Below are 21,255 nucleotides of genomic sequence, written 5' to 3'. Positions count from 1 at the left end.
GGTGGAGCCACGCCGTGCGGGGCGGCGACCACCGATGTCCGCGCCATCCACGCATGGCGTGGATCTACTGATCAATGCACGGCGGTATGGTCGACCGCACCCGGCGGTGCTGCCGGCTGATGCCAGATCCGCTGCCACATGGCGGCCAACCGGCGACCGGCGTCAGCGCGCGCGGCGGGACTGCTGTAATCCACGCGCACCTGCCCGGGCGTGATTGGCCGCCACTGCCCATCGGCCTGCTCGGCCACGACGAAGTTGAAGGTGTAGTCCGGTTCCAGGCCCATGCGCAGGTCACTCAGCAGCAACCGGCCGTCCACCACCTGCGCACGCATGAAGCCACGGTTGAACCACTGCAGCTGCTGCACCGCGGGGATGGCCTGCGCTTCGCGCAAGGCCTGCACGTTGGACGCATGGCCTTCAAACCGCATCGGCCCGCGGTCGGCCAGCAGCGAGCGGTCACCCACCACGTAGCCATTGGGCGTCATCGCCACCACCCGCCACAGCAGGGTGTTGAACGGCATCGGTACCGAGAAGCGCGGCGCATCGCCCAGGCCCATCGCGGCCAGGCTCTGCTGTGCGGCACGGTCGACCTGTGCCTTTGCGATCAGGCCCCAGCCCAGGTAGCCACTGCTGAGCAGCAGGGCCACGCCCAGCACCTTGCCTGCCCAGGGCCGGGCGCGACCGAACCAGGCCAGCACGCAGCCCAGCAGCAGCCACACCGTATACCCCGGGTCGATGATGAAGACACTGGAACCCATGGTCGGATGCGGGCGCAGCGGCCACCACAACTGGGTGCCATACACAGTGAACGCATCCAGCACGGGATGGGTGACCAGCGCCAGCTGGATCGCCCAGAACCAGCGCACCGGCGACTGCGCGACGCGGCCATTGCCGAAACGCTTGAACAACCACCAGATCAATGCCGCCACCCAGGGCAGCACCAGCAGCGAATGGCTGAAGCTGCGGTGCTCGATCATGTTCGCCACCGGATCGGCTGCGGTGAAACCGAGCCACAGGGCGTCGAGGTCCGGCAAGGTGCCAAGCGCGGCACCGGCCAGCAGGGCCGCACGGCGATGTCCGGGCGGGGCGATGGCAGCGGCGACGGCGCCACCGAGCACGATCTGGGTCAGGGAGTCCATTGGTCGATGCTAGCGGCTTGCAGGCGGTGTATGTAGCAGCCGAGCCATGCTCGGCTGCTCTTCGTCCAGCGCCACGTCAGCCGAACATGGGCTCGGCTGCAGGAGGCCAGACGCGCGTTACGCCACCTGCGACAACCGCGCCCCCGGCAGCTCCACCAGGGTCTGGCCATTGTGGTCGAGCAGGCGCAGTGCACCATCATGGTCTTCGGCCAGTGCGGTCAGGCTCTCCACCCAGTCGCCGTCGTTGGCGTAGACCAGGCCATCACGTTCGACCAGCGCCGCGCGGTGGATGTGGCCGCACACGATGCCATCCAGGCCGCGCCGGCGCACGTCATCCAGCCCGGCCTGCACGAAACGCTCGATATAGCGTTCGGCGGCACCGCTGCGCTTCTTCAGGAACTCCGACAGCGACCAGTAGCGCATGCCCAGCCGGCGCCGCACGGCGTTCAGCGCCTGGTTGCCGGTGAGGATGCGGTAGTACAGCCAGTCGCCGAACTTTTCCTGCAGGCCGCCGAAGTGGGTCACGCCGTCGTAGTCGTCGCCATGGGCGACCAGCAACCGGCGGCCATCGGCGGTCACATGGATGGCACGGCGGCGCACCTGCATGGCCGGCAGCATCAGCCCGCATACGTGGCGCAACGATGCGTCGTGGTTGCCGGGAATGTAGATGATCTCGGTCCCTGCACGGCGCAGCGCGTGCAGGGCCTGGATGACTTCGCTGTGCGACTGCCGCCAGTTGGTGCGGCGATGCGCCATCCACCACAGGTCGATGATGTCGCCGACCAGGTACAACCGTTCGCAGCGCAGCTGCGAGAGGAATCGGGCCAGCTCGGTGGCATGGCAATGACGTGAACCCAGGTGCACGTCGGAGACGAACACTGCGCGCCGGTGCGGCGACAGGTTCGCCAGCGTGCTCATGCCGGCGTCCCCGCGTCGCGCAGGTAGCGTTTGCGCTTGTTCGGCCGGATCGCGCACAGGTCCACTTCGATCAGGCCGTCGATCGAATCACTGAAGTCAGGGTCGACGCCGAACGCAAGGAAACGCGCACCGCCCGGCTCGCACAGATCGGTGTACTGGCGGTACAGCGTCGGCACCCCGGTACCGAGTGCAGCCAGGTTGGCCTTGAGCACATCGAACGCGGCACCTGCATCCAGCTCGCCGAAACTCGGCGGCGCGGCGAAGTACTGGAACGGGCGGTTCGATTCGGCCAGGCCGGCGGTACCGCTGTAGTAGCGCTGGTAGTACGCCACCAGCTGCTCGCGTGCATCACGCGGCAGCGCCGCGCTGATCGACACGGCGCCGAACAGGTAGCGGATGCCCGGCCGGCACTGCAGGTAGGCACCAATGCCCTGCCACAGGTAATCCAGGCTGCGGCTGCCCCAGTAGTCGGGCACCACGAAGCTGCGGCCCAGTTCCAGGCCTTCGGCGATGTGGGTGATGGCATCGTCGGAATAGCGGAACAGCGACGCGCTGTAGAGCCCGGACAGGCCGTGACGGGCCAGCGCCTGCGCGCCGCGCATGATGCGGTAGGCGCCGGCGATGCGCTGCGCAGTAGCGTCCCAGATCACGATGTGCTCGTACTGCGGATCGTAGTCGTCCAGATCGCGGCTGCGCCCGGTGCCCTCGCCCACCTGGCGGAAGGTCAGCTCGCGCAGGCGGCCCAGCTCCAGCAGCAGCGGCGAATCGGCGGTACAGGTCGCCAACAGGATCTGCTTGCCATCGGCGGTCTGGCCCAGCTGGGTCGCTGCTGCAATGCCGGCAGCCACCTGCGAAGGCGGCACGGGGGCCGCCAGCGGCCCGGGGCCTGCGCAGGCAGTGGTATTGGCGGCCGCACCATTGCGGCCCAGTGCATACAGCGCCCGGCGTACCGCCAGCAGTTGGGCGCCCGGGTCACCGCCCTTGCCCAGCTGCATCGGCTCGCCGATGCTCAGCCGCAGCGGACGGCCACGACGGGTGAACATCTCGCGCGCCAGCAGCGCAGTGCCGGCCGGCTTGAACAGGGTCGACGCGCCATAGAACAGCGCGGAGTTGCGCGCGTCCACCCGCACCGGAAGCACCGGCGCACCGGCCGCGCGGGCAAAGCGGACGAACCCCCGCTGCCAGCGGCCATCGCGGATGCCGCGCAGCGACAGCCGCGAGACCTCGCCGGCCGGGAACACGATCACGCACTGCTCGGCGTTCAACGCTTCCTCCACGGCATGCAGGCTGCCGCGCTGCGCCTTGCCACCCAGGATGCGCACCGGCAGCAGCAGGTCCTGCAGTGGCGCGATCGCCCCCAACAGGTCGTTGGCCACGATCCGCACGTCGCGGCGGACGCGGCCGACCGCGTCCAGCAGGGCCAGCGCGTCCAGTGCCCCGGAGGGATGGTTGGCAACGATCAGCAGGCGGCCGGTGGCCGGGATCTTCGCCAGCGCGGCCGGATCCACCTGGTACTGGCCATCGATGAACTCCAGGCCGGCGGCGACGAAGCCGAATCCGCGCAATCCCGCGCTGCGCTGCAGGAAGGCTTCGATCTGGTCCAACCGCGACCAGCGGCCCACGCTGCGCAGCAGCGGCCGCGCCAGCTGGCCTCGACGGCCATGGAACCAATCGGGGAAGCGTTGCTGGAGACGCTGTTCGAGTTCCTGCATGGCGGATCCACTCATGCCCGGCGGCCGGATTGGCCGACAGCCTGCGCCCGGCAGGCGGCAGCCAGATGGCGGTTTTGGGGCAGAACGATGACGGCCGGGCAGCCTCTGGCGGGCGTCGTGGCGTGCGCGGTCGAGGCCGGCAGCAGCCCGGTGCGTTGTCACGCTGGTGGAACACTGGGCCTCGAGGCTGGGCCTCAATCCCGGCCGGACGGCCCCTGCCGGGCCTACATGGGCTTAACCACCGGCAACCGGTACAGGTTCACAATGCACAGGCGGCGCACCCCGTGTATCATGCGCGCCCATCTTTCCATCCGAATCAAGGGATATTACGCCTGATGTCCAGCTATCTCTTCACCTCCGAGTCGGTCTCCGAAGGCCATCCGGACAAGGTTGCCGACCAGATCTCCGATGCGGTGCTGGACGCGATCCTGACCCAGGACCAGCGCGCCCGCGTGGCCTGCGAGACCATGGTCAAGACCGGTGTTGCCATCGTGGCCGGTGAGATCACCACCAGTGCCTGGATCGACCTGGAAGCACTGACCCGCAAGGTCATCACGGACATCGGCTACGACAGCTCCGACGTCGGCTTCGACGGCGCCACCTGCGGCGTGCTGAACCTGATCGGCAAGCAGTCCCCGCACATCGCCCAGGGCGTGGACCGCAAGAAGCCGGAAGAAATGGGCGCTGGCGACCAGGGCCTGATGTTCGGCTATGCCACCAACGAGACCGACAGCTACATGCCGGCCGCGATCCACCTGTCGCACCGCCTGGTCGAGCAGCAGGCCAAGATCCGCAAGAAGAAGAACTCGCCGCTGTCGTGGCTGCGCCCGGACGCCAAGAGCCAGGTCACCCTGCGCTATGAGAACGGCGTGGTCTCGGCCATCGACGCCGTGGTCCTGTCGACCCAGCACGCCCCGGGCATCAAGCAGAAGGACCTCATCGAGGCCGTCCGCGAAGAGATCATCAAGCCGGTGCTGCCGGCCAAGTGGCTGCACAAGGGCACCAAGTTCCACATCAACCCGACCGGCAAGTTCGAGATCGGCGGCCCGGTGGGCGACTGCGGACTGACCGGCCGCAAGATCATCGTCGACACCTACGGCGGCTGGGCCCGTCACGGTGGCGGCGCCTTCTCCGGCAAGGATCCGTCCAAGGTCGACCGTTCGGCTGCTTACGCTGCCCGCTACGTCGCCAAGAACGTGGTTGCCGCCGGCCTGGCCGACCGTTGCGAAGTCCAGGTCTCCTACGCCATCGGCGTGGCCGAGCCGACCTCGATCTCGGTCACCACCTTCGGCACCGGCAAGATCAGTGACGACAAGATCGAGAAGCTGATCCGCAAGCACTTCGACCTGCGCCCGTACGGCATCATCAAGATGCTCGACCTGGTGCACCCGATGTACCAGCAGACCGCCGCCTACGGCCACTTCGGCCGCAAGCCGAAGGAATTCAGCTACCTCAACGGCGAAGGCGAGACCGTCAACGCCACGGCCTTCTCCTGGGAGAAGACCGACCGCGCCGCCGCCCTGCGCGCCGATGCGAAGCTGAAGTAAGAAACACGAAGGGCCGCGCAAGCGGCCCTTCTCTTTTTTGGTAGAGCCGGCCGCTGGCCGGCTTTTTCATGGCATGCGGGAAGGCGTGCGCGGTTGCCGGCCAGCGGCCGGCGCTACCCGGTTGCCGATACAATCGCCGCATGTCGACCGAACTGAAAACCCACCAGCTGTCCATGACCGTGCTGATGTCGCCGGAGATGGCCAATTTCTCCGGCAAGGTCCACGGCGGCGCCATTCTGCGCCTGCTCGACCAGGTGGCCTATGCCTGCGCCAGCCGTTACGCCGGCAGCTACGTGGTCACCCTGTCGGTGGACCAGGTGATGTTCCGCCAGCCGATCGCGGTGGGCGAACTGGTCACCTTCCTGGCCTCGGTCAATTACACCGGCACCTCGTCAATGGAGATCGGCATCAAGGTGGTGGCCGAAGACATCCTGAAGCGCAGCGTGCGCCACGCCAACAGCTGCTTCTTCACCATGGTGGCCGTGGATGAGGAAGGCCGTCCAACGCCGGTGCCGCCCTTGCAGCCGGCCACGTCGGACGAGAAGCGCCGCCAGGCCGCGGCACAGATCCGCCGCCAGCTGCGCCAGGAAATGGAGCAGCGCCATCTGGAACTGCTGGCGTCGAACCCGCCGTCACCCGAAGAGTGAGGGCGTGCGGGCCAAGCCCCGCACCCACCGCGGCAGGTAGCGCCGGGCCACGCCCGGCGGATGCGGATCAACCCGTGTTCTGCACGCCCTGCGACACACCGTTCACGCACGCCACCAGCGCACGCAGCAGGTCGTCATCCTCGCGCCCGCTGGCCCGCCAGCGCTGCAGCAGATCCACCTGCAGCACGCTGATCGGATCGACGTAGGGATTGCGCAGGCGGATCGACAACGCCAGCCGCGCATCGTGGTCGAGCAGCGTCCGCTGGTCCATCAGCGCCAGCAGCCAGTGCCGGGTGAGTTCAAGCTCACGTTGGACCTGCGGGAAGAAGTGCCCGTGCAGTTCACCCGACAACAGCGAAAACTGCTCGGCAATGGTGATATCCCCCTTGGACAACACCATCGCGATGTCGTCCAGGAACGTACGGAAGAACGGCCAGTCTCGCGCCATATCGCGCAGGGTCTGTTCGTGGCCGGCATCAACCGCCGCCTGCAGTCCGCTGCCCACGCCGTACCAGCCGGGAATCACCGCACGCGCCTGGCTCCAGGCGAACACCCATGGAATCGCACGCAGGTTGCCCAGTGCCGCGTCCTGGCCGAGCCGGCGTGACGGCCGCGAGCCCAGCGTCATCCGCTCGATCACGTCGATCGGCGTGGCAGTGCGGAAGTAGTCCATGAAACCGGCCTGGCCGACGAAGGCGCGATACACCTCGCTGCTGGCGGACGCCACCGCGTCCATCACCGGTCGCCACTGATCCTCGCGGGGTTCGGCGGCACGCGGGCGCAGGCTGGCGCGCAGCACCGCGCCGGTGGCCTGCTCCAGCGACCGCAGGGCCAGTGCACGGATGCCATATTTGCGATGGATCACCTCGCCCTGCTCGGTCACCCGCAGGCGGCCATCGATGCTGCCGCGCGGCGAGGCATCCACCGCGTGCGTGGTCTTGCCACCACCGCGGCTGATCGAACCACCACGGCCATGGAAGAAGGTCAGGCGGATGCCGGCCTCGGCCGCCACCTCCAGCAGCTCCACCTGCGCGCGCTGCAGGCCCCAGCGCGAAGCGGCGATGCCGCCGTCCTTGCTGCTGTCCGAATAGCCCAGCATCACCATCTGCACGTCATCGCGTGCATGCAGGTGCGCGCGGTACACCGGGTCGGCCAGCAGATCGCGCAGGGTCGCGGTACCACGCTTGAGATCGTCCACCGTCTCGAACAGCGGCGCGATATCCAGCGGCACTGAGCCGTTCCCTTCCACCAGGCCGCCACGGCGCGCCAGCGCCAGCACCGCCAGCACGTCGCTGCGGTCATGTGCCATCGAGATGATGTAGCTGCCCAGTGCATCGCCGCCATGGCGCGCACGCGCATCGGCCAACGCCGCGAACACGGCGTCCAGTCGCCGGTTGCCTTCATCGTCGCCCTTCGGCAACGGTGCGTCCCCACTGGCATGCGGCGCCAGCAGCCGCGCGCGACCCAATGCATCCAGACCGTCCCACGCGGCATCGCCACCCAGCACGGTGGCCAGCGCGCGCGCGTGCACGCTCGATTCCTGGCGCACGTCCAACCGCGCCAGGTGGAAGCCAAAGGTCTTTACCCGCCACAGCAGGCGCTGCACGGCGAAGCCACCGGCATGTTGGCCGCGGTTCGCGCGCAGGCTGTCCAGGATCAGCTGCAGGTCGTCGATCAGTTCGTCCGGGCCGGCGTAAGCGCCCTCGCCATCGTCCAGCGTTGCCTGCAGGCGTGCGCGCATGCGGTCGTTGAGCAGGCGGTACGGCATGTCGGCATGGCGTGGCCGCGACTGCACCTGCGGCAGCAGCTGCTCGTACTGCGCCACGCGCGCCTGCAGCGCATCGCTCACGCCCACCCGCTCGGTGGACTGGCTGAGCAGGCTGGCCAGCTGCAGCAGTTCCTTCTGGTAGCGCGCGAGTACCGCCTGCCGCTGCGCATCCAGCGTATTGCGGATGGTGTGGGCATCCACGTTCGGGTTGCCGTCCATGTCGCCGCCCACCCACGTACCGAAACGCAGCAGGCGCGGCAGTGGCAGTTCTTTGCCGTAAGTATCCCGCAGCGCCTGCTGCAGCGATTCGTACAGCACCGGTATCACCCGGTACAGCACCTGCACCAGGTAGAAGCCCACGTGCTCGCGCTCGTCATCGACGGTGGGCCGCACCGGCGAGGAATCGGTGGTCTGCCACGAGGCAGTCAGCGCCATGCGGAAGCGCGCGGCATCGGCGGCAGCTTCCCCCGGCGTGCGCTGGCCGTCGAGGTTGTCGACCAGGCTGGCCACCATCAGCTGCTCTTTCTCCAGCAGCGCACGGCGCACCGCTTCGGTCGGGTGCGCGGTGAACACCGGTTCGATGTCGATCCGGGGCAACCACTGCGCCAGCTCGTCCAGGCCCACGCCCTGCGCCTTCAGGTGCTGCAGCGCATCCTGCAGGCCGTCGGGCTGCGCCCCGGCGGTACCGGCGCGTTGGTAGTCGCGGCGGCGGCGGATGCGATGCACGCGCTCGGCGATATTGACCACCTGGAAGTAAGTGCTGAAGGCCCGCACCATGGTCTCGGCCTGCTGCGGCGTGCGTCCGGCCAACCCTTCGGCCAGCTCCGACAGCGGTGCCTGGTTCTCGCGGCGGGCGATGGCGCGGGTACGCACGTCTTCGACATCGTCGAGGAAGGCTGCCGATACCTGCTCGACCAGCAGGTCACCGACCAGTGCGCCGAGCCGGCGCACATCATCGCGAAGCGGAAGATCGGGAGAAGCAAACTCGATGCTGCTGCGGTACTCGTTCATCGGCGACGCACAGGCCTCGGTCAACGGATCCAGGCCCCAAGCCTAAACCAGAACGGGCGTCGTGCTGCGATGCAAAAATGGTTTCATCTGGTAGTGCCGGCCGCTGGCCGGCACTACCGGGTCCGGTCAGCGCTGTTTCTTCGCCTTGCCCTGCTCGGCCGGGCCGATGGTCTGCTCCAGCCAGCGCTCGCTTTCGGCCAGCATGGTCATGATCGATTCGCGCGCGCGGTACGCGTGCGACTCGTTCGGCAGCATCACCAGCCGCGCAGTGCCCCCCAGGCCCTTCACCGCGGCGAACATGCGCTCGCTCTGCATCGGGAACGTGCCGGAGTTGTTGTCGTCCACGCCGTGGATGAACAGGATCGGATCCTTGATCCTGTCGGCGTAGTTGAACGGCGCCATCTTCTGGTACACGTCCTGCGCCTGCCAGTAGTTGCGCTCTTCGGCCTGGAAGCCGAACGGGGTGAGCGTGCGGTTGTAGGCGCCGCTGCGCGCGATGCCGGCCTTGAACAGGCGGGTGTGCGCCAGCAGGTTGGCGGTCATGAACGCGCCGTAGGAATGACCACCGATGGCGATGTGATCGCGATCGGTCACGCCACGGCGCACCACTTCATCCACGGCCGCCTGCGCGTTGGCCACCAGCTGTTCGACGTAGGTGTCGTTCGGCTCCTTGTCGCCCTCGCCGATGATCGGCATCGACGGGCTGGCCAGCACCACGTAGCCCTTGGCCAGGAACGCCTGCGGGCCCCAGTAGCTGACCGCATTGAAGCGGTACGGTGAATCGGTGACCTGGCTGGCCGCGGCCGCGCTCTTGAACTCACCCGGGTAGGCCCACATCAGCAGCGGGCGCGGGCCGTCGCGCTTCGGATCGTAGCCCGGCGGCAGCAGCAGGGTTGCGGTCAGGTCGACGCCATCCTTGCGCTTGTAGCGGATCTGCTCCTTCTGCACGCCCTTCAGCTGCGGCAGCGGATGCGCGAAGTGGGTCAGCGCACGTGGCGCAGCGCCTGCATCGGCCAGCGACTGCACGTAGAAGTTGGCCGGCTCGTCCGGGCTCTCGCGGCTCAGCAGCAGCGAGCTGGCCTGGTCGTCCAGCAATGCCACCGGCAGCGCATAGCTCGGCGCCTGCGAGTGGAACAGGCGGGTGGCCTTGCCGCTGGCGATGTCGAAGCGGTCCACGAACGGACGATCGCCTTCCGGCGAAGCGCCGGCGCCGGCCAGGTACAGGCTGCTGCCATCGGCGCTGGTCTGCAGCAGCGAGCGACCGCGGTCGTCGCTGGCCATCAGCGGCCGGCCCGGATCCGCATAGCGGTCCTGTGCATCGCGATCCCACAGCAGGCGCGGCTCGGCGCTGGCGTTGTCCGGGGCGATCAGCCAGGTCTTGGTCCTGCGGGTCTTCCACCACGATTCGGTCAGCAGGGCAAGGTCGCCGCGGCCCCAGCTGATGCCGGCCAGCCGGCTGCCAAGCTGGGCCAGCGTCACCGGCGGCTTGTCGAAAGGCGCGGCCTGCATCAGCACCGCATCGCGCACCTTGGCGTCCCTGTTCGGATCGCCGCCGTCCTGCGCTTCGGCCCAGACCAGGGTGGCATCGACATCGCCGCGCCAGCGGATGTCGCGCACGCCAGTCACTTCGGCATCGTTGCCGGTCGGCAGGCCTTCCACCAGCGGCCGCACCGCCACGGTGTGCACCAGCTTGCCGCTGGCACGCTCGATCACTTCGATGCGGCGCGGGAAGCTGCTTACCGGCACCAGGTACGAGTACGGGCGCTGCACCGGCTGGCGCAGCACGAAACGGCCATCGGGCGACACCGCGAAGCCCATGAAGATGCCGGCCGCGCCGATCGCGCGGGTGCTGCCGTCCAGGCTGACTTCCACCGGTTGCGTGGTGGCGTAGTAATCAAACTGGCGCGCATCGGCTTCGTTCCTCAGCAGGTCCTGGTAGGTACGGATCGACACCACGCCCTCGCCCTGGCGGGTCTGCTGCACGGCCGGGCCGGTCGGGATGCCGTCGGCGGCGGGGGCCGCACCGAGGTTGGCCGGGCGCGTGAACACCACCAGACTGCGGCTGTCCGGCAACCACTGGTAGCCGCTGCCGATCACCGTGTTCAGGCCGGCAACCAGACGACGGGCACTGCCGCCGGCCACGTCCACCAGCCACAGTTCATTGGCGCCGGTGGCGGCGTCGACCTGGTTGAAGGCCAACCACTTCTGGTCTGGCGACCACATCACGCTGGCGATCGACAGCTTGGCCGGCAGTCCGCTGATCTGCCGCTCCTTGCCATCGGCCACGTTCATCAGCCACAGCTTCTCGCCGAAGCTGAAGCGGCTGTCGGAGAACGTGCGCGGGTTGATGCGCAGGCCGGCCAGCTTCAGTTCCGGCTGCGCCACCACCTGGATCGACGGCAGCGATGGCATCTGCATCAACGCGGCCACGTCGCGGCGTGGCGACAGGTACAACGAAGGCGCACGGGGCGCATCCACCACCGCCTGCAGCGCCGCCGAGGGCAGTTCGTAGCCGTTGACGCCCGGGGCCTGCGCCGCAGCAGGCTGCGGGGACAAGGCCCAGGCCAGCGGGGCCACCGCCAGCAGTCCCATCGACAGGACCAGGCCGGTCCAGCGCCGTGTGCGGCGCGCGTGCATGCTCATCGTTCCACCTGTGTGATGCGTGAAAACACCGACCTTAACAGGCCATGCACGCGCCCCCACCTGCCGATGGTTGGGTCATCCGGATGTCATGCCGTGGCCGCGATATAATGGGCGTTCTCCCCTGCCGAGGGGCGCTGCGACCGGATTCCATGAGGCCCGGCCAGGCTCGGTAAGGTGGCTTTGTAACAACGGCGCCCGGCTAGATGCGAGCACCCGCTCGCCCACAACCGGAGCACACGAATGAACGCTGTTGCCAAGACCTTCTCCACCGAAGGTGATTACAAGATCCGCGACATCACGCTGGCCGACTGGGGCCGCAAGGAACTGGACATCGCCGAGCACGAAATGCCGGGCCTGATGTCGATCCGCCGCAAGTACCAGGCCGAGCTGCCGCTGAAGGGCGTGCGCGTCACCGGCTCGCTGCACATGACCATCCAGACCGCGGTGCTGATCGAGACCCTGAAGGACATCGGCGCCGACGTGCGCTGGGCCTCGTGCAACATCTTCTCGACCCAGGACCACGCTGCTGCCGCCATCGCCGCCACCGGCACCCCGGTGTTCGCGTGGAAGGGCGAGACCCTGGAAGAGTACTGGGACTGCACCCTGGACGCGCTGACCTTCACCCTGGCCGACGGCACCCTGACCGGCCCGGAACTGGTGGTCGACGACGGTGGTGACGTGACCCTGCTGATCCACAAGGGCTACGAGCTGGAAAACGGCAGTGACTGGGTCAACACCGCCTCCTCCTCGCACGAAGAACAGGTCATCAAGAACCTGCTCAAGCGCGTGGCCAAGGAGCGCCCGGGTTACTGGGGCCGCGTGGTCAAGGACTGGAAGGGCGTCTCCGAAGAGACCACCACCGGCGTGCACCGCCTGTACCAGCTGGCCCAGGCCGGCACCCTGCTGATCCCGGCGATCAACGTCAACGACTCGGTCACCAAGAGCAAGTTCGACAACCTGTACGGCTGCCGCGAGTCGCTGGCCGACGGCCTGAAGCGCGCGATGGACGTGATGCTGGCCGGCAAGGTGGCCGTGGTCTGCGGCTACGGCGACGTCGGCAAGGGCTGCGCTGCGTCGCTGCGTGCCTACGGCGCGCGCGTGATCGTCACCGAGATCGACCCGATCTGCGCCCTGCAGGCGGCGATGGAAGGCTATGAAGTCAACACCATCGAATCGACCCTGGGCCGTGCCGACCTGTACGTCACCACCACCGGCAACAAGGACATCATCCGCATCGAGCACCTGAGCGCGATGAAGGACCAGGCCATCGTCTGCAACATCGGCCACTTCGACAACGAGATCCAGGTCGATGCGCTGGTGTCGTTCGCCGGCGTCAAGCACGTCAACATCAAGCCGCAGGTGGACAAGTACATCTTCCCGAACGGCAATGCGATCTTCCTGCTGGCCGAAGGCCGCCTGGTGAACCTGGGCTGCGCCACCGGCCACCCGAGCTTCGTGATGTCCAACAGCTTCGCCAACCAGACCCTGGCACAGATCGACCTGTGGGCGAACAAGGACAGCTACGAGAAGAAGGTCTACCTGCTGCCGAAGAAGCTGGACGAAGAAGTGGCCCGCCTGCACCTGGAAAAGATCGGCGTGAAGCTGACCACCCTGAGCCAGGAACAGGCCGACTACATCGGCGTGCCGGTGAAAGGCCCGTTCAAGCCGGACCACTACCGCTACTGATGGCTGCGGAGGGTGCCGGCCAGCGGCCGGCACTACCGGGCATGCAATGCACGAACGGGCGCCTTCGGGCGCCCGTTCTGCGTTGCGGCACCCGGCAGAAGATCCGCGCGCCCTGTCACAGAGCCCTAAGAAGCCGCTTGCTAGGCTTTACGCCCCCATGGACTGCCAACGGCAGGCCATGCGCCGGGACGCAGACACCAAAGGACAGGACATGCCGCGCAACCGTGACCGAATGACCCGGGCGATGAAGCCCCTGATGACCCTGTGCTGGGTGGCCCTGCTGGCCGCCTGCGCCCCTCCGGCCGGCGATGGTGGGGCCACCGCTCCGGCAGCGGCCACCGGACAGGCCAGCGCCGACAAGGCAGCCGACGCCCCGGCAGCGGCCACGGGCAGCAACACGGCCTGCACCGAGGGGGCATCGCCGGTGCAGACCCTGATCTGCAACGACCCCGCCCTGCTGCAGCAGGAAGGCGAGCTGGCCAAGGCCGAAGCCACTGCACGCGAAACCCTTGATGCCGCCGGCAAGGACAAGCTGCAGGCCGAGCAGCAGCGCTGGATCCAGCACACGCGCGACCTGTGCGGTGACGCGCACTGCCTGCAACAGGTATTTGCCGACCGCCTGAAAGTGTTGTCGGCCACGCGCGACGGCCTGGTCGACCAGGACGCCTGCGAAGTGCCCAACGGCCAGCAGCAGTGCGTGGACCTGCTGGTGCTGCGCGACCCCAACAGCCAGCTGGCGAACTTCAACACGCTGCTGCGGGAGAACGGCCAGGAAGGCCGCCTGCTGGGCTGCACCGCGGCCACCAACATGGGCGGCGGCCCCAACGCCCTGCTGGCCGCCCACTGCACCCAGGAAACCACCGCCGGCAAGCGCACCGTGCAGCTGTGCAGCAACCAGATGGTCGGCCAGTTCGCGCTCGAACCGGCAGCGGCCGCTTATGGCGCCCAGGCCACCCGCCAGCTGCTCGGCTTCACCCAGCAGCACTGCGCCGGTTGAGATCGGCTGGGCATGCCCGGCTCCTTTTTCCTCATTGAAGGACGATGACCATGGCAACGGATTCCACCCTCACCCGCGAGCAGCTGTCCACGCTGTTCCTGCATACCGAACTGGGCGGCAACACCCGCCACCTGGACCACTTCTCATACGCCCAGAAAGGCGCCAGCACCTATTCGTTCGGGCTGGTGCAGTTCGATGTCGGCGGCAACCCCCAGGCCAGGCGCTTCCTGCGCGACAACGGGTTCACCGCCGCTGACATCGAGCTGTTGTCGCAGCAGGGAGGGCTGAGCAGCCAGCAGCTTGCCGCGCTTGATGCCAAGTTGCAGGCCATTCCGCAGGCGAAGATGGACCAGCTCACCAACGCCAAGCTGGACGGCGCCATCGAGCGCGTCGATGAAGCCATCGCCAAGGTGCGTGCGACCAACCCGGCCGCTGCCGATGCCATCGTGGCCAACCCGGAACTGCAGCTGGCCATGGCCGACTATGACAACCAGTTCGGCAGCATGGGCCCGCAGTTCATCAACTATCTGGCCGGCAATGCGGAGAAGCTGCAGGGCGGTACCGTGCAGGCCGGCAATCCGCCGACCCGCGCCGACGTGCAGGCCTTCGTCGATGCCACCCAATACGGCATCCAGTCGCCGGCCGCCGTCACCAGCCGCGATGAGCGCTTCGACCGGGCCATGACCCAGCTGGGCATCACCCCCACTCATGCCCCCTCGCATGGCTCGCCCGGCGGCAACGGCGTCCTGGTCAGTGGCGCCAGGGGCGATGAGGTACAGGCGATGCAGCAGAAGCTGGCCGACCTGGGCTACCTGGGCAAGGACGGCAAACCGCTGGTGGCCGACAGCGATTTCGGGCCCGGCACCCTGGAAGCGGTCAAGCAGTTCCAGCGTGAGCACCAGCTCACCGTCGACGGTAAGGCCGGTGCCACCACGCTGGGTGCGCTCGACAAGGCCATCGCGCAACAGCAACAGCAGGCCGCCGAACCGACCATGGCCACCCCGGGCCACGCCGACAACCCGCGCTACCAGCAGGTCGTGGAGAAACTGGAGACGCTGGAAGAACAGCGCCGCCAGGGCGGCCTGTCGCCGCTGTTCAATGACCGCAGCCAGCTCGAGAACGCCGCAGGCCAGGTGGCTTACGAGTCCAAGTTGGCCGGCATGAGCCAGGTCGATCTCGTGCTGGCACGGCCGGACAACCAGGGCGTGTTCGCGGTGCAGGGCCAGCTGGGCGATCCCGCCATGCACCGCACTTACGTCGATCTGTCGCAGGCGGTGAACCGCAACCTGCAGGACAGCACGCGGCAGAGCCAGGCGCTGGACAGCGAACTGTCGCAGCGGCAGACCCAGGAACAGATGCAGACACAGCAGTCGATGTCGCGCTGATCCTGGATGTCGACGATCACAGCCGGAACGGGCACCTGCGGGGGCCCGTTCTGCGTTGATGCGCGAGTCTCGGTCAAGGCAACACCCCTGCCCCGCGCTAGGATGCGCCCATGACCCCGGCCATCAACCTGCTCAAGCGCGAAAAGATCGCCCACACCGTGCGCAGCTACGTGCACGACGCCCATGCCGAATCGTATGGCGGCGAAGCCGTCGACAAGCTCGGCCTCGACCCGGCCCAGGTGTTCAAGACCCTGCTGGCCAGCACTGAAGCGCACGAACTGCTGGTGGCGATCGTGCCGGTCGCCGGCCAGCTCGACCTGAAGGCGCTGGCCGAAGCCGCCCACTGCAAGAAGTGCGAGATGGCCGCCGCCGATGCCGCTCAGCGCGCGACCGGCTACCTGGTCGGTGGCATCAGCCCACTCGGGCAGAAGAAGCGCCTGCGTACCTTCCTGGACGCCAGCGCCGAAGCGCTGCCCGCGCTGCATGTCAGCGCCGGGCGCCGTGGCCTGGAGGTGGAACTGGCACCGGCCGACCTGCTGCGGCTGACTGCCGGCCACTACGCTGCCATCGGCAAGGCGCGCTGATGCGCTGGCCGTGGCCTGCAGCGCAGATACCCCGGCTCGAAGATGCACAGGCCGACGTGCTGCTGCAGGACCTGCTCTCGCGCGACGCAACGCGCATCACTGACGCCGCGCGCACCGTCGCGCGCCTGTTCGATGCCGCATCGTTGGACGCGTTGGCCGTGCATGTGGATCTGATCGAGCGCAGCTGCCAGGGCATCGCCCTCGGCGGCATGCTGATCAGCAACCAGGCCCACCTGAAGGCGGCCCTGCGTCGGTTGCGCTACTGGCAGGCGCGCGAGGGTTGCCTGTGCGCGCTCAACCCCGGCTACCCGTTCTTTGATCCCCGTCGTCTGGTTGAACAGGGCCAGATGCAGCTGCGCTCGGTGGAAGAAGCCGAAGGCGGTTGGGGCGACTGCCATACGGTCTCGTGCGTACAGTGCGGCCGGCACTGGCAGGCCATCGACCGCGAGTACCACTACCCGTGGTGGGAGTGGACAGCGCTCACGTCGTCGCCTGGCAGCTAGTTGGCGGCGAACGCCACCGTCGTCCGCACCAGGCTCATGCGCGTGGTGCTGAACGCCCACCACTCCCGCTTCGATCGCCATCCCAGCGCGGCCTTGCCCGCCGCTTCATCAAGCAACGGGTGGCCGCTGGACGTGGCCACGATGGCCGCCTTGACGCGCCCCTCGTCGTCCAACAGCAGGCGCAGGTGAGCGATGCCCTCCTGCCTGTCGGCACGCGCCGCCGCCGGGTAATCCGGCATCGAAGGACGATCAAGCGTCCAGCGTGGGTCGTCCTGGACGAACAGCGAGCTGCGGGCCGAGAGCGGGCAACGCGGCGGCATCTGCAGTTCGAACCCTGCTGTGCCCGCCACCGGCTGTACCTGCGCAGGCTGGCCACACGCGATGATGGCGAGGGCATCCAGCATGCGTTGCTGGCGCTGCAACGCTGCCGCATCGCGCCCCTGTGCGCGGAAGGTGCAGCGTCCGTCGTCCTGCGAAGCCTGCAACTGCTCGACACCGGCATCCCGGACCGGCGCCGGCTCGGCCAGGCTCCCGCATGCGGCGCCGGCATCGTATCCCGGCGAGCACCCGCCACCGGCAAGCAGCATCACTGCCAGTGCACTCCATCGCATCACGCGTTCCATCATCATCCGGCGCTCCGTGCATCGTTGTGCTGCCATGGTAGCGCGGTGCGCAACCGGCACGTTCACCTGTTGGATCACGGCCGCCAGTTGGCGTTGTTCTCCCAGAACGCCACCGAGCGCTGGTAGGCCTCCCGGTCCAGCGGCACGCCGGAACCACCTTCCTCCACGCCCAACGCATTGCGCATCATCGTGATCGGCGCCATCGGCACTTCTTCCGGTTCGGCGGTATAGATGCAACCGACGATGCCCCAGTCGGCCTCGATCGGCGAACCTTCCTTCGCCAGCTGCCCGGCGCTGTACAGGATCACCACCAGGTAGTTCGCGCGCGGCGATTCCACGCCCTCGAACCAGCGCACCAGCACCGGCAGTTCCTCGCGGTTGCGCGCCTCGTAAGCGCTGCGCAGCTGGTGGCGGTTGGCCTCGGTGATCGGCACCGTCAGGCAGCGCGTGCTGGTCCAGTTCTCGTAGACGAACAGTTTGCAGAACGGCGCGTAGCCGTCGAGTACCTTCAGCGGCGCGTGCGTATTGAGGTGTGCCTCGAACTGCTCGGCAGTGCAGTCCTGGATGGTGTTGCCGCGCGGCACGCGCGGGAACAGGCGGGGACGGGCGAAATCGGTGAGGACGATGGACATGGCATGGCGTGGTCAGGAGTTCCACCACACAGGGTAACCGCCCCGGAGGCAGGCAGGGTCCGATGCCGATGGTCACTGGCGCCCGCGTCCGGCTTGCAGCACTCTGCGGGCGACCCAATGCAAGGATCGCCGGCTCATGGATGCAGCACGCGCGTTGCCCCGTTCCGCCCACCGTCGGCGATGGCCGATCGCCCTGGCCATCCTCCTGCTGGCGCCGCCATTGCTGTTCGCCGCCGCTCTGCTCTGGCCGCTGTCGGCACCGCCGTTGCCCGAGCCGGGCAACGGCCGCGTGATCGTCAATGCCCGCGTGGTGGATGTCGTGCGCGGCCAAGTCAGTGAACCGACCACGGTGACAGTGCGCAATGGCACGATCACCGCCATTGGCGATGTGCCACGGGACACCACAATGCCCGTTCTTGATGCCGGTGGCCGCTGGCTGCTGCCCGGTTTCTGGGACATGCACACCCATGCACTGCAGGTGTCGCCGCAACTGCAGTTCCCGCTGATGCTGGCCAACGGCATCACCGGCACCCGCGACATGATGGACTGCCCGAATGCCACCGACCCGCTGATCGCCTGCGTGGCCGACAAGCGCCGCTGGACCGCACAGGCCATTGCCGGGCAGCAGGTTGCACCGCGCTTCGTGCAGATCGCCAGTTTCTACTTCGAAGATCCGTCACTCGCGCCGGGGGCCGCCGCTGCGCGTGCACGCATGTACAGCGCGCGCGGTGTTGATGCGTTGAAGGTCTACAACCGGCTGCGTGCGGACACCTACCAGCGGCTGGCCACCGAGGCGCAGCAGCTGCGCCGTCCGTTGGTCGGCCACCTGCCCAGGGTCGTGCCTCTGGAAGACGCCGTGCAGGCAGGCCAACGCAGCTTCGAGCATGCCCATCTGTTTGTGCGCCACTGCTTCGACAACGCGGCGGCGTGGCGCGGTGGCACGCTCGACAGCGAGGATCCAACCGCGCTGGCCGAACGCATGGTCGGCGGCTACCAGCCCGCGCTCTGCAACGAGGCGTTCGGCGGGATGCAGGCCAGCGGTGCCGCGTTCGTACCCACCCATGTCACCCGCGAAGAAGATGCACGTGCACGCGACCCTGCCTTCATCGACGATCCACGCCTGGCCTATCTCGATCCGCTTTCACGCTGGGCGTGGCGTGATGACCTGCAGGCCACCGTGACGCGCTACCCCGGCCTGCGCGGCGAAGACGCATTGAAAGCCTACTTCGAGCACGGGCTGGCGCTGACCGGTGCCGCGCATCGCGCCGGCGTCACCGTGCTGGTCGGCACCGATACCGGGCTGGGCGGCTTCCGCTACCATGATGAACTGCAGTGGCTGCGGCAAGCCGGCCTGAGCCAGGCCGACGTATTGCGTGCTGCCACGCTGCAGGCTGCGCGCCATCTGCAGCTGCAGGCATCACATGGCAGCGTCGAAGTCGGCAAAGCCGCAGACCTCGTGTTGCTGGATGGCAACCCGCTGCACGACACCGCCAATACCCGCCGCGTGCATGCGGTGCTGCTGGCCGGCCATCTCTACGACCGCCCGCGGCTGGATGCACTGCTCGCCTACGCCCGCGCACAGGCACGCTCACCGGCAGTGATGGCGCGCCTGCTGTGGGGCTTCCTTACCAGCCCGGTCAGTGCCGAGCTGTAGCGGCAGCTACAACGCCATCCGCTCGCGCAGCTCCCGCGCCTGCCGCCGCGACACCTCCACCTCGCTGCCGTCATCCAGTGCCAGGTCGTAGCCATCAGCGATGCTGGGCACCACGCCTCGGATGCGGCGCAGGTTGACCAGCGTGTTGCGGTTGGCACGGAAGAACAGCTCCGGGGGCAGGCGCGCCTCCAGCGCGCTCAGGCTGCGGGCCAGCAACGCGTTCTGGTCGCGGAACCACAGCCGTGTGTAGTTGCCATCCACCACCAGCCGACGGATCTCCGAGACCGCCACGAACCAGCAGCGTTCGCCCTCGCGCACGAACACCTGGTCCTGCGGACCGAGCGTGCTGCGCGGCTCCGGCATTCCACCCGCCACCACCTCGCGCTGGCGCGCCCGCTGCAACGCTTCCAGCAAGCGCGGTGCTTCGACCGGCTTCACCAGGTAGTCCAGCGCGTTGGCCTGGAACGCGCGTACCGCGTAGGTGTCGTAGGCAGTAACGAAGATCACCGCCGGCACCGTCTCCAGCCCATCCAGCACATCGAAGCCACTGCCGGAGGGCATCTGCACATCCAGCAGCACCAGGTCCGGCGCCAGCATGGCGATCGCCTCGCGTGCAGCGGGCACATCGTCGGCCTCGCCCACGCACTGCACCCAGGGCAGCGCCGACAACAGCGTGCGCAGCTCCTGGCGCGCCAGCCGTGCGTCATCGACGATCAACACGCGCAGCATGCCACTCATTGCGGAATCTCCAGCAGGGCCTGCATGCGGTCGCCGGCCTGATGCAGAGTGAAACGCCCGTGCGTAGCGAGCTGCGCACGCAGGTAGGCCAGGCCGACGCCATGCCCGTGGGTGGGCTCGCTGGCGCCGCCCAGCGGGTTGTCCACCTGCAGACGCAGCACATCATTGTCCAGCGTGGCTTGGATCTGCACGTCACCGCCGCCCGGGCGGCTGGCGATGCCGTGCTTGATCGCGTTTTCCACCAGCAGCTGCAGTGCCATCGCCGGCAACCGCGCCTGCATGGCACCGGCATCGATGTGCTGGCTTACCTGCAGGCGCTGCTCGAAGTGGATGGCCTCGATGGCCAGATAGTCGTCCACTACCGCCAGTTCCTCGGCCAGCGTGACCTGCTCGCTGCGGTTGTGCGCCAGCGCCTGGCGCAGCGTGCGCGACAGGCGGGTGACCATGTCGCGCGCACGCTCGGGATCTTCCAGGATCAGCGCGCGCAGATTGTTCAGCGCATTGAACATGAAGTGCGGGTTGAGCCGCGCACGCAGCGCATCGCGCTCCAGGGCGCTGCGTTCGGCCTCCGCGCGCAGGCGTTCGAGTTCCGCGCGGCGCGCCTGGCGCAGGCTGTGCACCCCGGCCCACAGCGCGGTCCACAGGCCCAGCAGCAGCATGGTGTTGAGCAGATAGGCCAGCCGTGCCATCGGGCGGAAGTCACCCGGCCGTCCACCGAAATCCACCCAGCCCAGTGCCAGCGCCGGCTGCAGCACGGCCGTCAGCAGCAGCTGCGCCAGCAGCGCGCCCAGCAGCACTGCCAGCGCGAGCCGCAGCACCAGCGCGCCAAACTCCCGCTGCCACCAGCGGCGCCGCAGGGCCAGCGCACGCACGCCCGCACTGATGCCCCACAGCAGCACGCCCAGGCCAACACTGATGAGCGTGCCACCACTGCTGGCGCCACCGCCGAAGGTGCGGCTCATCGCCAGGCTGAGCGCGCAGAACAGCGCCCAACCGAGGGTGTTGATCAACCAGAAGCGCAGTGAGGAAGTCGAATCGGGCATGGCCATGGCCGGAGCGGTCGGAAGG

The 21,255-nt window shown here is 68.0% G+C and carries 17 protein-coding genes and 1 riboswitch; of the genes, 8 read left to right on the top strand and 9 right to left on the bottom strand.

The features are described 5' to 3' along the window. Positions 1–71: 71 nt before the first annotated feature. The 3 genes from B9Y82_RS01650 to B9Y82_RS01640 all read right to left on the bottom strand — a co-directional run bounded on the left by B9Y82_RS01650 (position 72) and on the right by B9Y82_RS01640 (position 3,769). Positions 72–1,139, bottom strand: coding sequence for a metal-dependent hydrolase (locus B9Y82_RS01650; protein WP_100471311.1), 1,068 nt, complete (start codon positions 1,137–1,139; stop codon positions 72–74). Positions 1,140–1,256: 117 nt separating this feature from the next. Continuing rightward, on the bottom strand, positions 1,257–2,057 hold the full coding sequence (locus B9Y82_RS01645) for a UDP-2,3-diacylglucosamine diphosphatase (RefSeq protein ID WP_100471310.1): 801 nt from the start codon (positions 2,055–2,057) through the stop codon (positions 1,257–1,259). Then, positions 2,054–3,769 carry a lysophospholipid acyltransferase family protein gene (locus B9Y82_RS01640; protein ID WP_100471309.1) on the bottom strand — a complete coding sequence of 572 codons (1,716 nt, stop codon included), beginning with the start codon at positions 3,767–3,769 and terminating at the stop codon, positions 2,054–2,056. The genes B9Y82_RS01645 and B9Y82_RS01640 overlap by 4 nt, the downstream gene beginning before the upstream one ends. Before the next feature lie 335 nt (positions 3,770–4,104). Here B9Y82_RS01640 and metK point away from each other — a divergent pair, with 335 nt between their 5' ends. Further along, positions 4,105–5,316 (top strand): methionine adenosyltransferase, encoded by a 1,212-nt coding sequence (gene metK, locus B9Y82_RS01635; protein WP_010481882.1) that lies wholly within the window; start codon positions 4,105–4,107, stop codon positions 5,314–5,316. A gap of 140 nt (positions 5,317–5,456) precedes the next feature. After that, on the top strand, positions 5,457–5,963 hold the full coding sequence (locus tag B9Y82_RS01630; protein ID WP_005415314.1) for an acyl-CoA thioesterase: 507 nt from the start codon (positions 5,457–5,459) through the stop codon (positions 5,961–5,963). 67 nt (positions 5,964–6,030) lie between these two features. On the opposite strand, the gene ppc is transcribed toward B9Y82_RS01630, so the two are convergent. Then, positions 6,031–8,742, bottom strand: a complete 2,712-nt coding sequence (gene ppc, locus B9Y82_RS01625) for a phosphoenolpyruvate carboxylase (protein WP_100471308.1) — start codon at positions 8,740–8,742, stop codon at positions 6,031–6,033. Positions 8,743–8,868: 126 nt separating this feature from the next. Next, positions 8,869–11,385: a S9 family peptidase gene (locus B9Y82_RS01620; protein WP_100471307.1), complete on the bottom strand. Its 2,517-nt coding sequence runs from the start codon at positions 11,383–11,385 to the stop codon at positions 8,869–8,871. A 120-nt stretch (positions 11,386–11,505) separates the two neighbouring features. Next, positions 11,506–11,589: riboswitch (S-adenosyl-L-homocysteine riboswitch) on the top strand. A 36-nt stretch (positions 11,590–11,625) separates the two neighbouring features. Between B9Y82_RS01620 and ahcY the strand changes: the two genes are divergently transcribed. The 5 genes from ahcY to B9Y82_RS01595 all read left to right on the top strand — a co-directional run bounded on the left by ahcY (position 11,626) and on the right by B9Y82_RS01595 (position 16,540). Further along, positions 11,626–13,071 carry an adenosylhomocysteinase gene (ahcY, locus tag B9Y82_RS01615; protein WP_100471306.1) on the top strand — a complete coding sequence of 482 codons (1,446 nt, stop codon included), beginning with the start codon at positions 11,626–11,628 and terminating at the stop codon, positions 13,069–13,071. A 244-nt stretch (positions 13,072–13,315) separates the two neighbouring features. Beyond that, positions 13,316–14,068, top strand: a complete 753-nt coding sequence (locus B9Y82_RS01610) for a lysozyme inhibitor LprI family protein (protein ID WP_238381528.1) — start codon at positions 13,316–13,318, stop codon at positions 14,066–14,068. Positions 14,069–14,118: 50 nt separating this feature from the next. Further along, positions 14,119–15,453, top strand: a complete 1,335-nt coding sequence (locus B9Y82_RS01605; RefSeq protein WP_100475153.1) for a peptidoglycan-binding domain-containing protein — start codon at positions 14,119–14,121, stop codon at positions 15,451–15,453. A gap of 110 nt (positions 15,454–15,563) precedes the next feature. Further along, positions 15,564–16,037 carry a Cys-tRNA(Pro) deacylase gene (gene ybaK / locus B9Y82_RS01600; RefSeq protein WP_100471304.1) on the top strand — a complete coding sequence of 158 codons (474 nt, stop codon included), beginning with the start codon at positions 15,564–15,566 and terminating at the stop codon, positions 16,035–16,037. Next, positions 16,037–16,540 (top strand): hypothetical protein, encoded by a 504-nt coding sequence (locus tag B9Y82_RS01595; protein ID WP_100471303.1) that lies wholly within the window; start codon positions 16,037–16,039, stop codon positions 16,538–16,540. Before ybaK ends, B9Y82_RS01595 begins: the two co-directional genes overlap by 1 nt. Here the strand turns inward: B9Y82_RS01595 and B9Y82_RS01590 are convergent. Further along, positions 16,537–17,169: an energy transducer TonB gene (locus tag B9Y82_RS01590; protein WP_157804586.1), complete on the bottom strand. Its 633-nt coding sequence runs from the start codon at positions 17,167–17,169 to the stop codon at positions 16,537–16,539. The two genes, B9Y82_RS01595 and B9Y82_RS01590, sit on opposite strands and share 4 nt — an antisense overlap. Positions 17,170–17,237: 68 nt before the next feature. Further along, positions 17,238–17,795 (bottom strand): DUF3228 family protein, encoded by a 558-nt coding sequence (locus tag B9Y82_RS01585; RefSeq protein WP_100471301.1) that lies wholly within the window; start codon positions 17,793–17,795, stop codon positions 17,238–17,240. Positions 17,796–17,931: 136 nt separating this feature from the next. Here B9Y82_RS01585 and B9Y82_RS01580 point away from each other — a divergent pair, with 136 nt between their 5' ends. Next, complete coding sequence (locus tag B9Y82_RS01580) at positions 17,932–19,449, top strand: amidohydrolase family protein (protein WP_100471300.1); 1,518 nt, start codon at positions 17,932–17,934, stop codon at positions 19,447–19,449. Between the two features lie 6 nt (positions 19,450–19,455). On the opposite strand, the gene B9Y82_RS01575 is transcribed toward B9Y82_RS01580, so the two are convergent. Both B9Y82_RS01575 and B9Y82_RS01570 read right to left on the bottom strand, forming a co-directional pair. Continuing rightward, positions 19,456–20,187, bottom strand: coding sequence for a LytR/AlgR family response regulator transcription factor (locus B9Y82_RS01575; RefSeq protein ID WP_100471299.1), 732 nt, complete (start codon positions 20,185–20,187; stop codon positions 19,456–19,458). Next, positions 20,184–21,230: a sensor histidine kinase gene (locus B9Y82_RS01570; protein ID WP_100475152.1), complete on the bottom strand. Its 1,047-nt coding sequence runs from the start codon at positions 21,228–21,230 to the stop codon at positions 20,184–20,186. Before B9Y82_RS01570 ends, B9Y82_RS01575 begins: the two co-directional genes overlap by 4 nt. Positions 21,231–21,255 lie beyond the last annotated feature (25 nt).

Source organism: Stenotrophomonas maltophilia (genome assembly GCF_002799155.1).
Taxonomy (GTDB): Bacteria; Pseudomonadota; Gammaproteobacteria; order Xanthomonadales; family Xanthomonadaceae; genus Stenotrophomonas; species Stenotrophomonas maltophilia_R.
The sequence above is the reverse complement of the archived record's forward strand: the minus strand, read 5'-3'. Positions and strand labels throughout refer to the sequence as shown.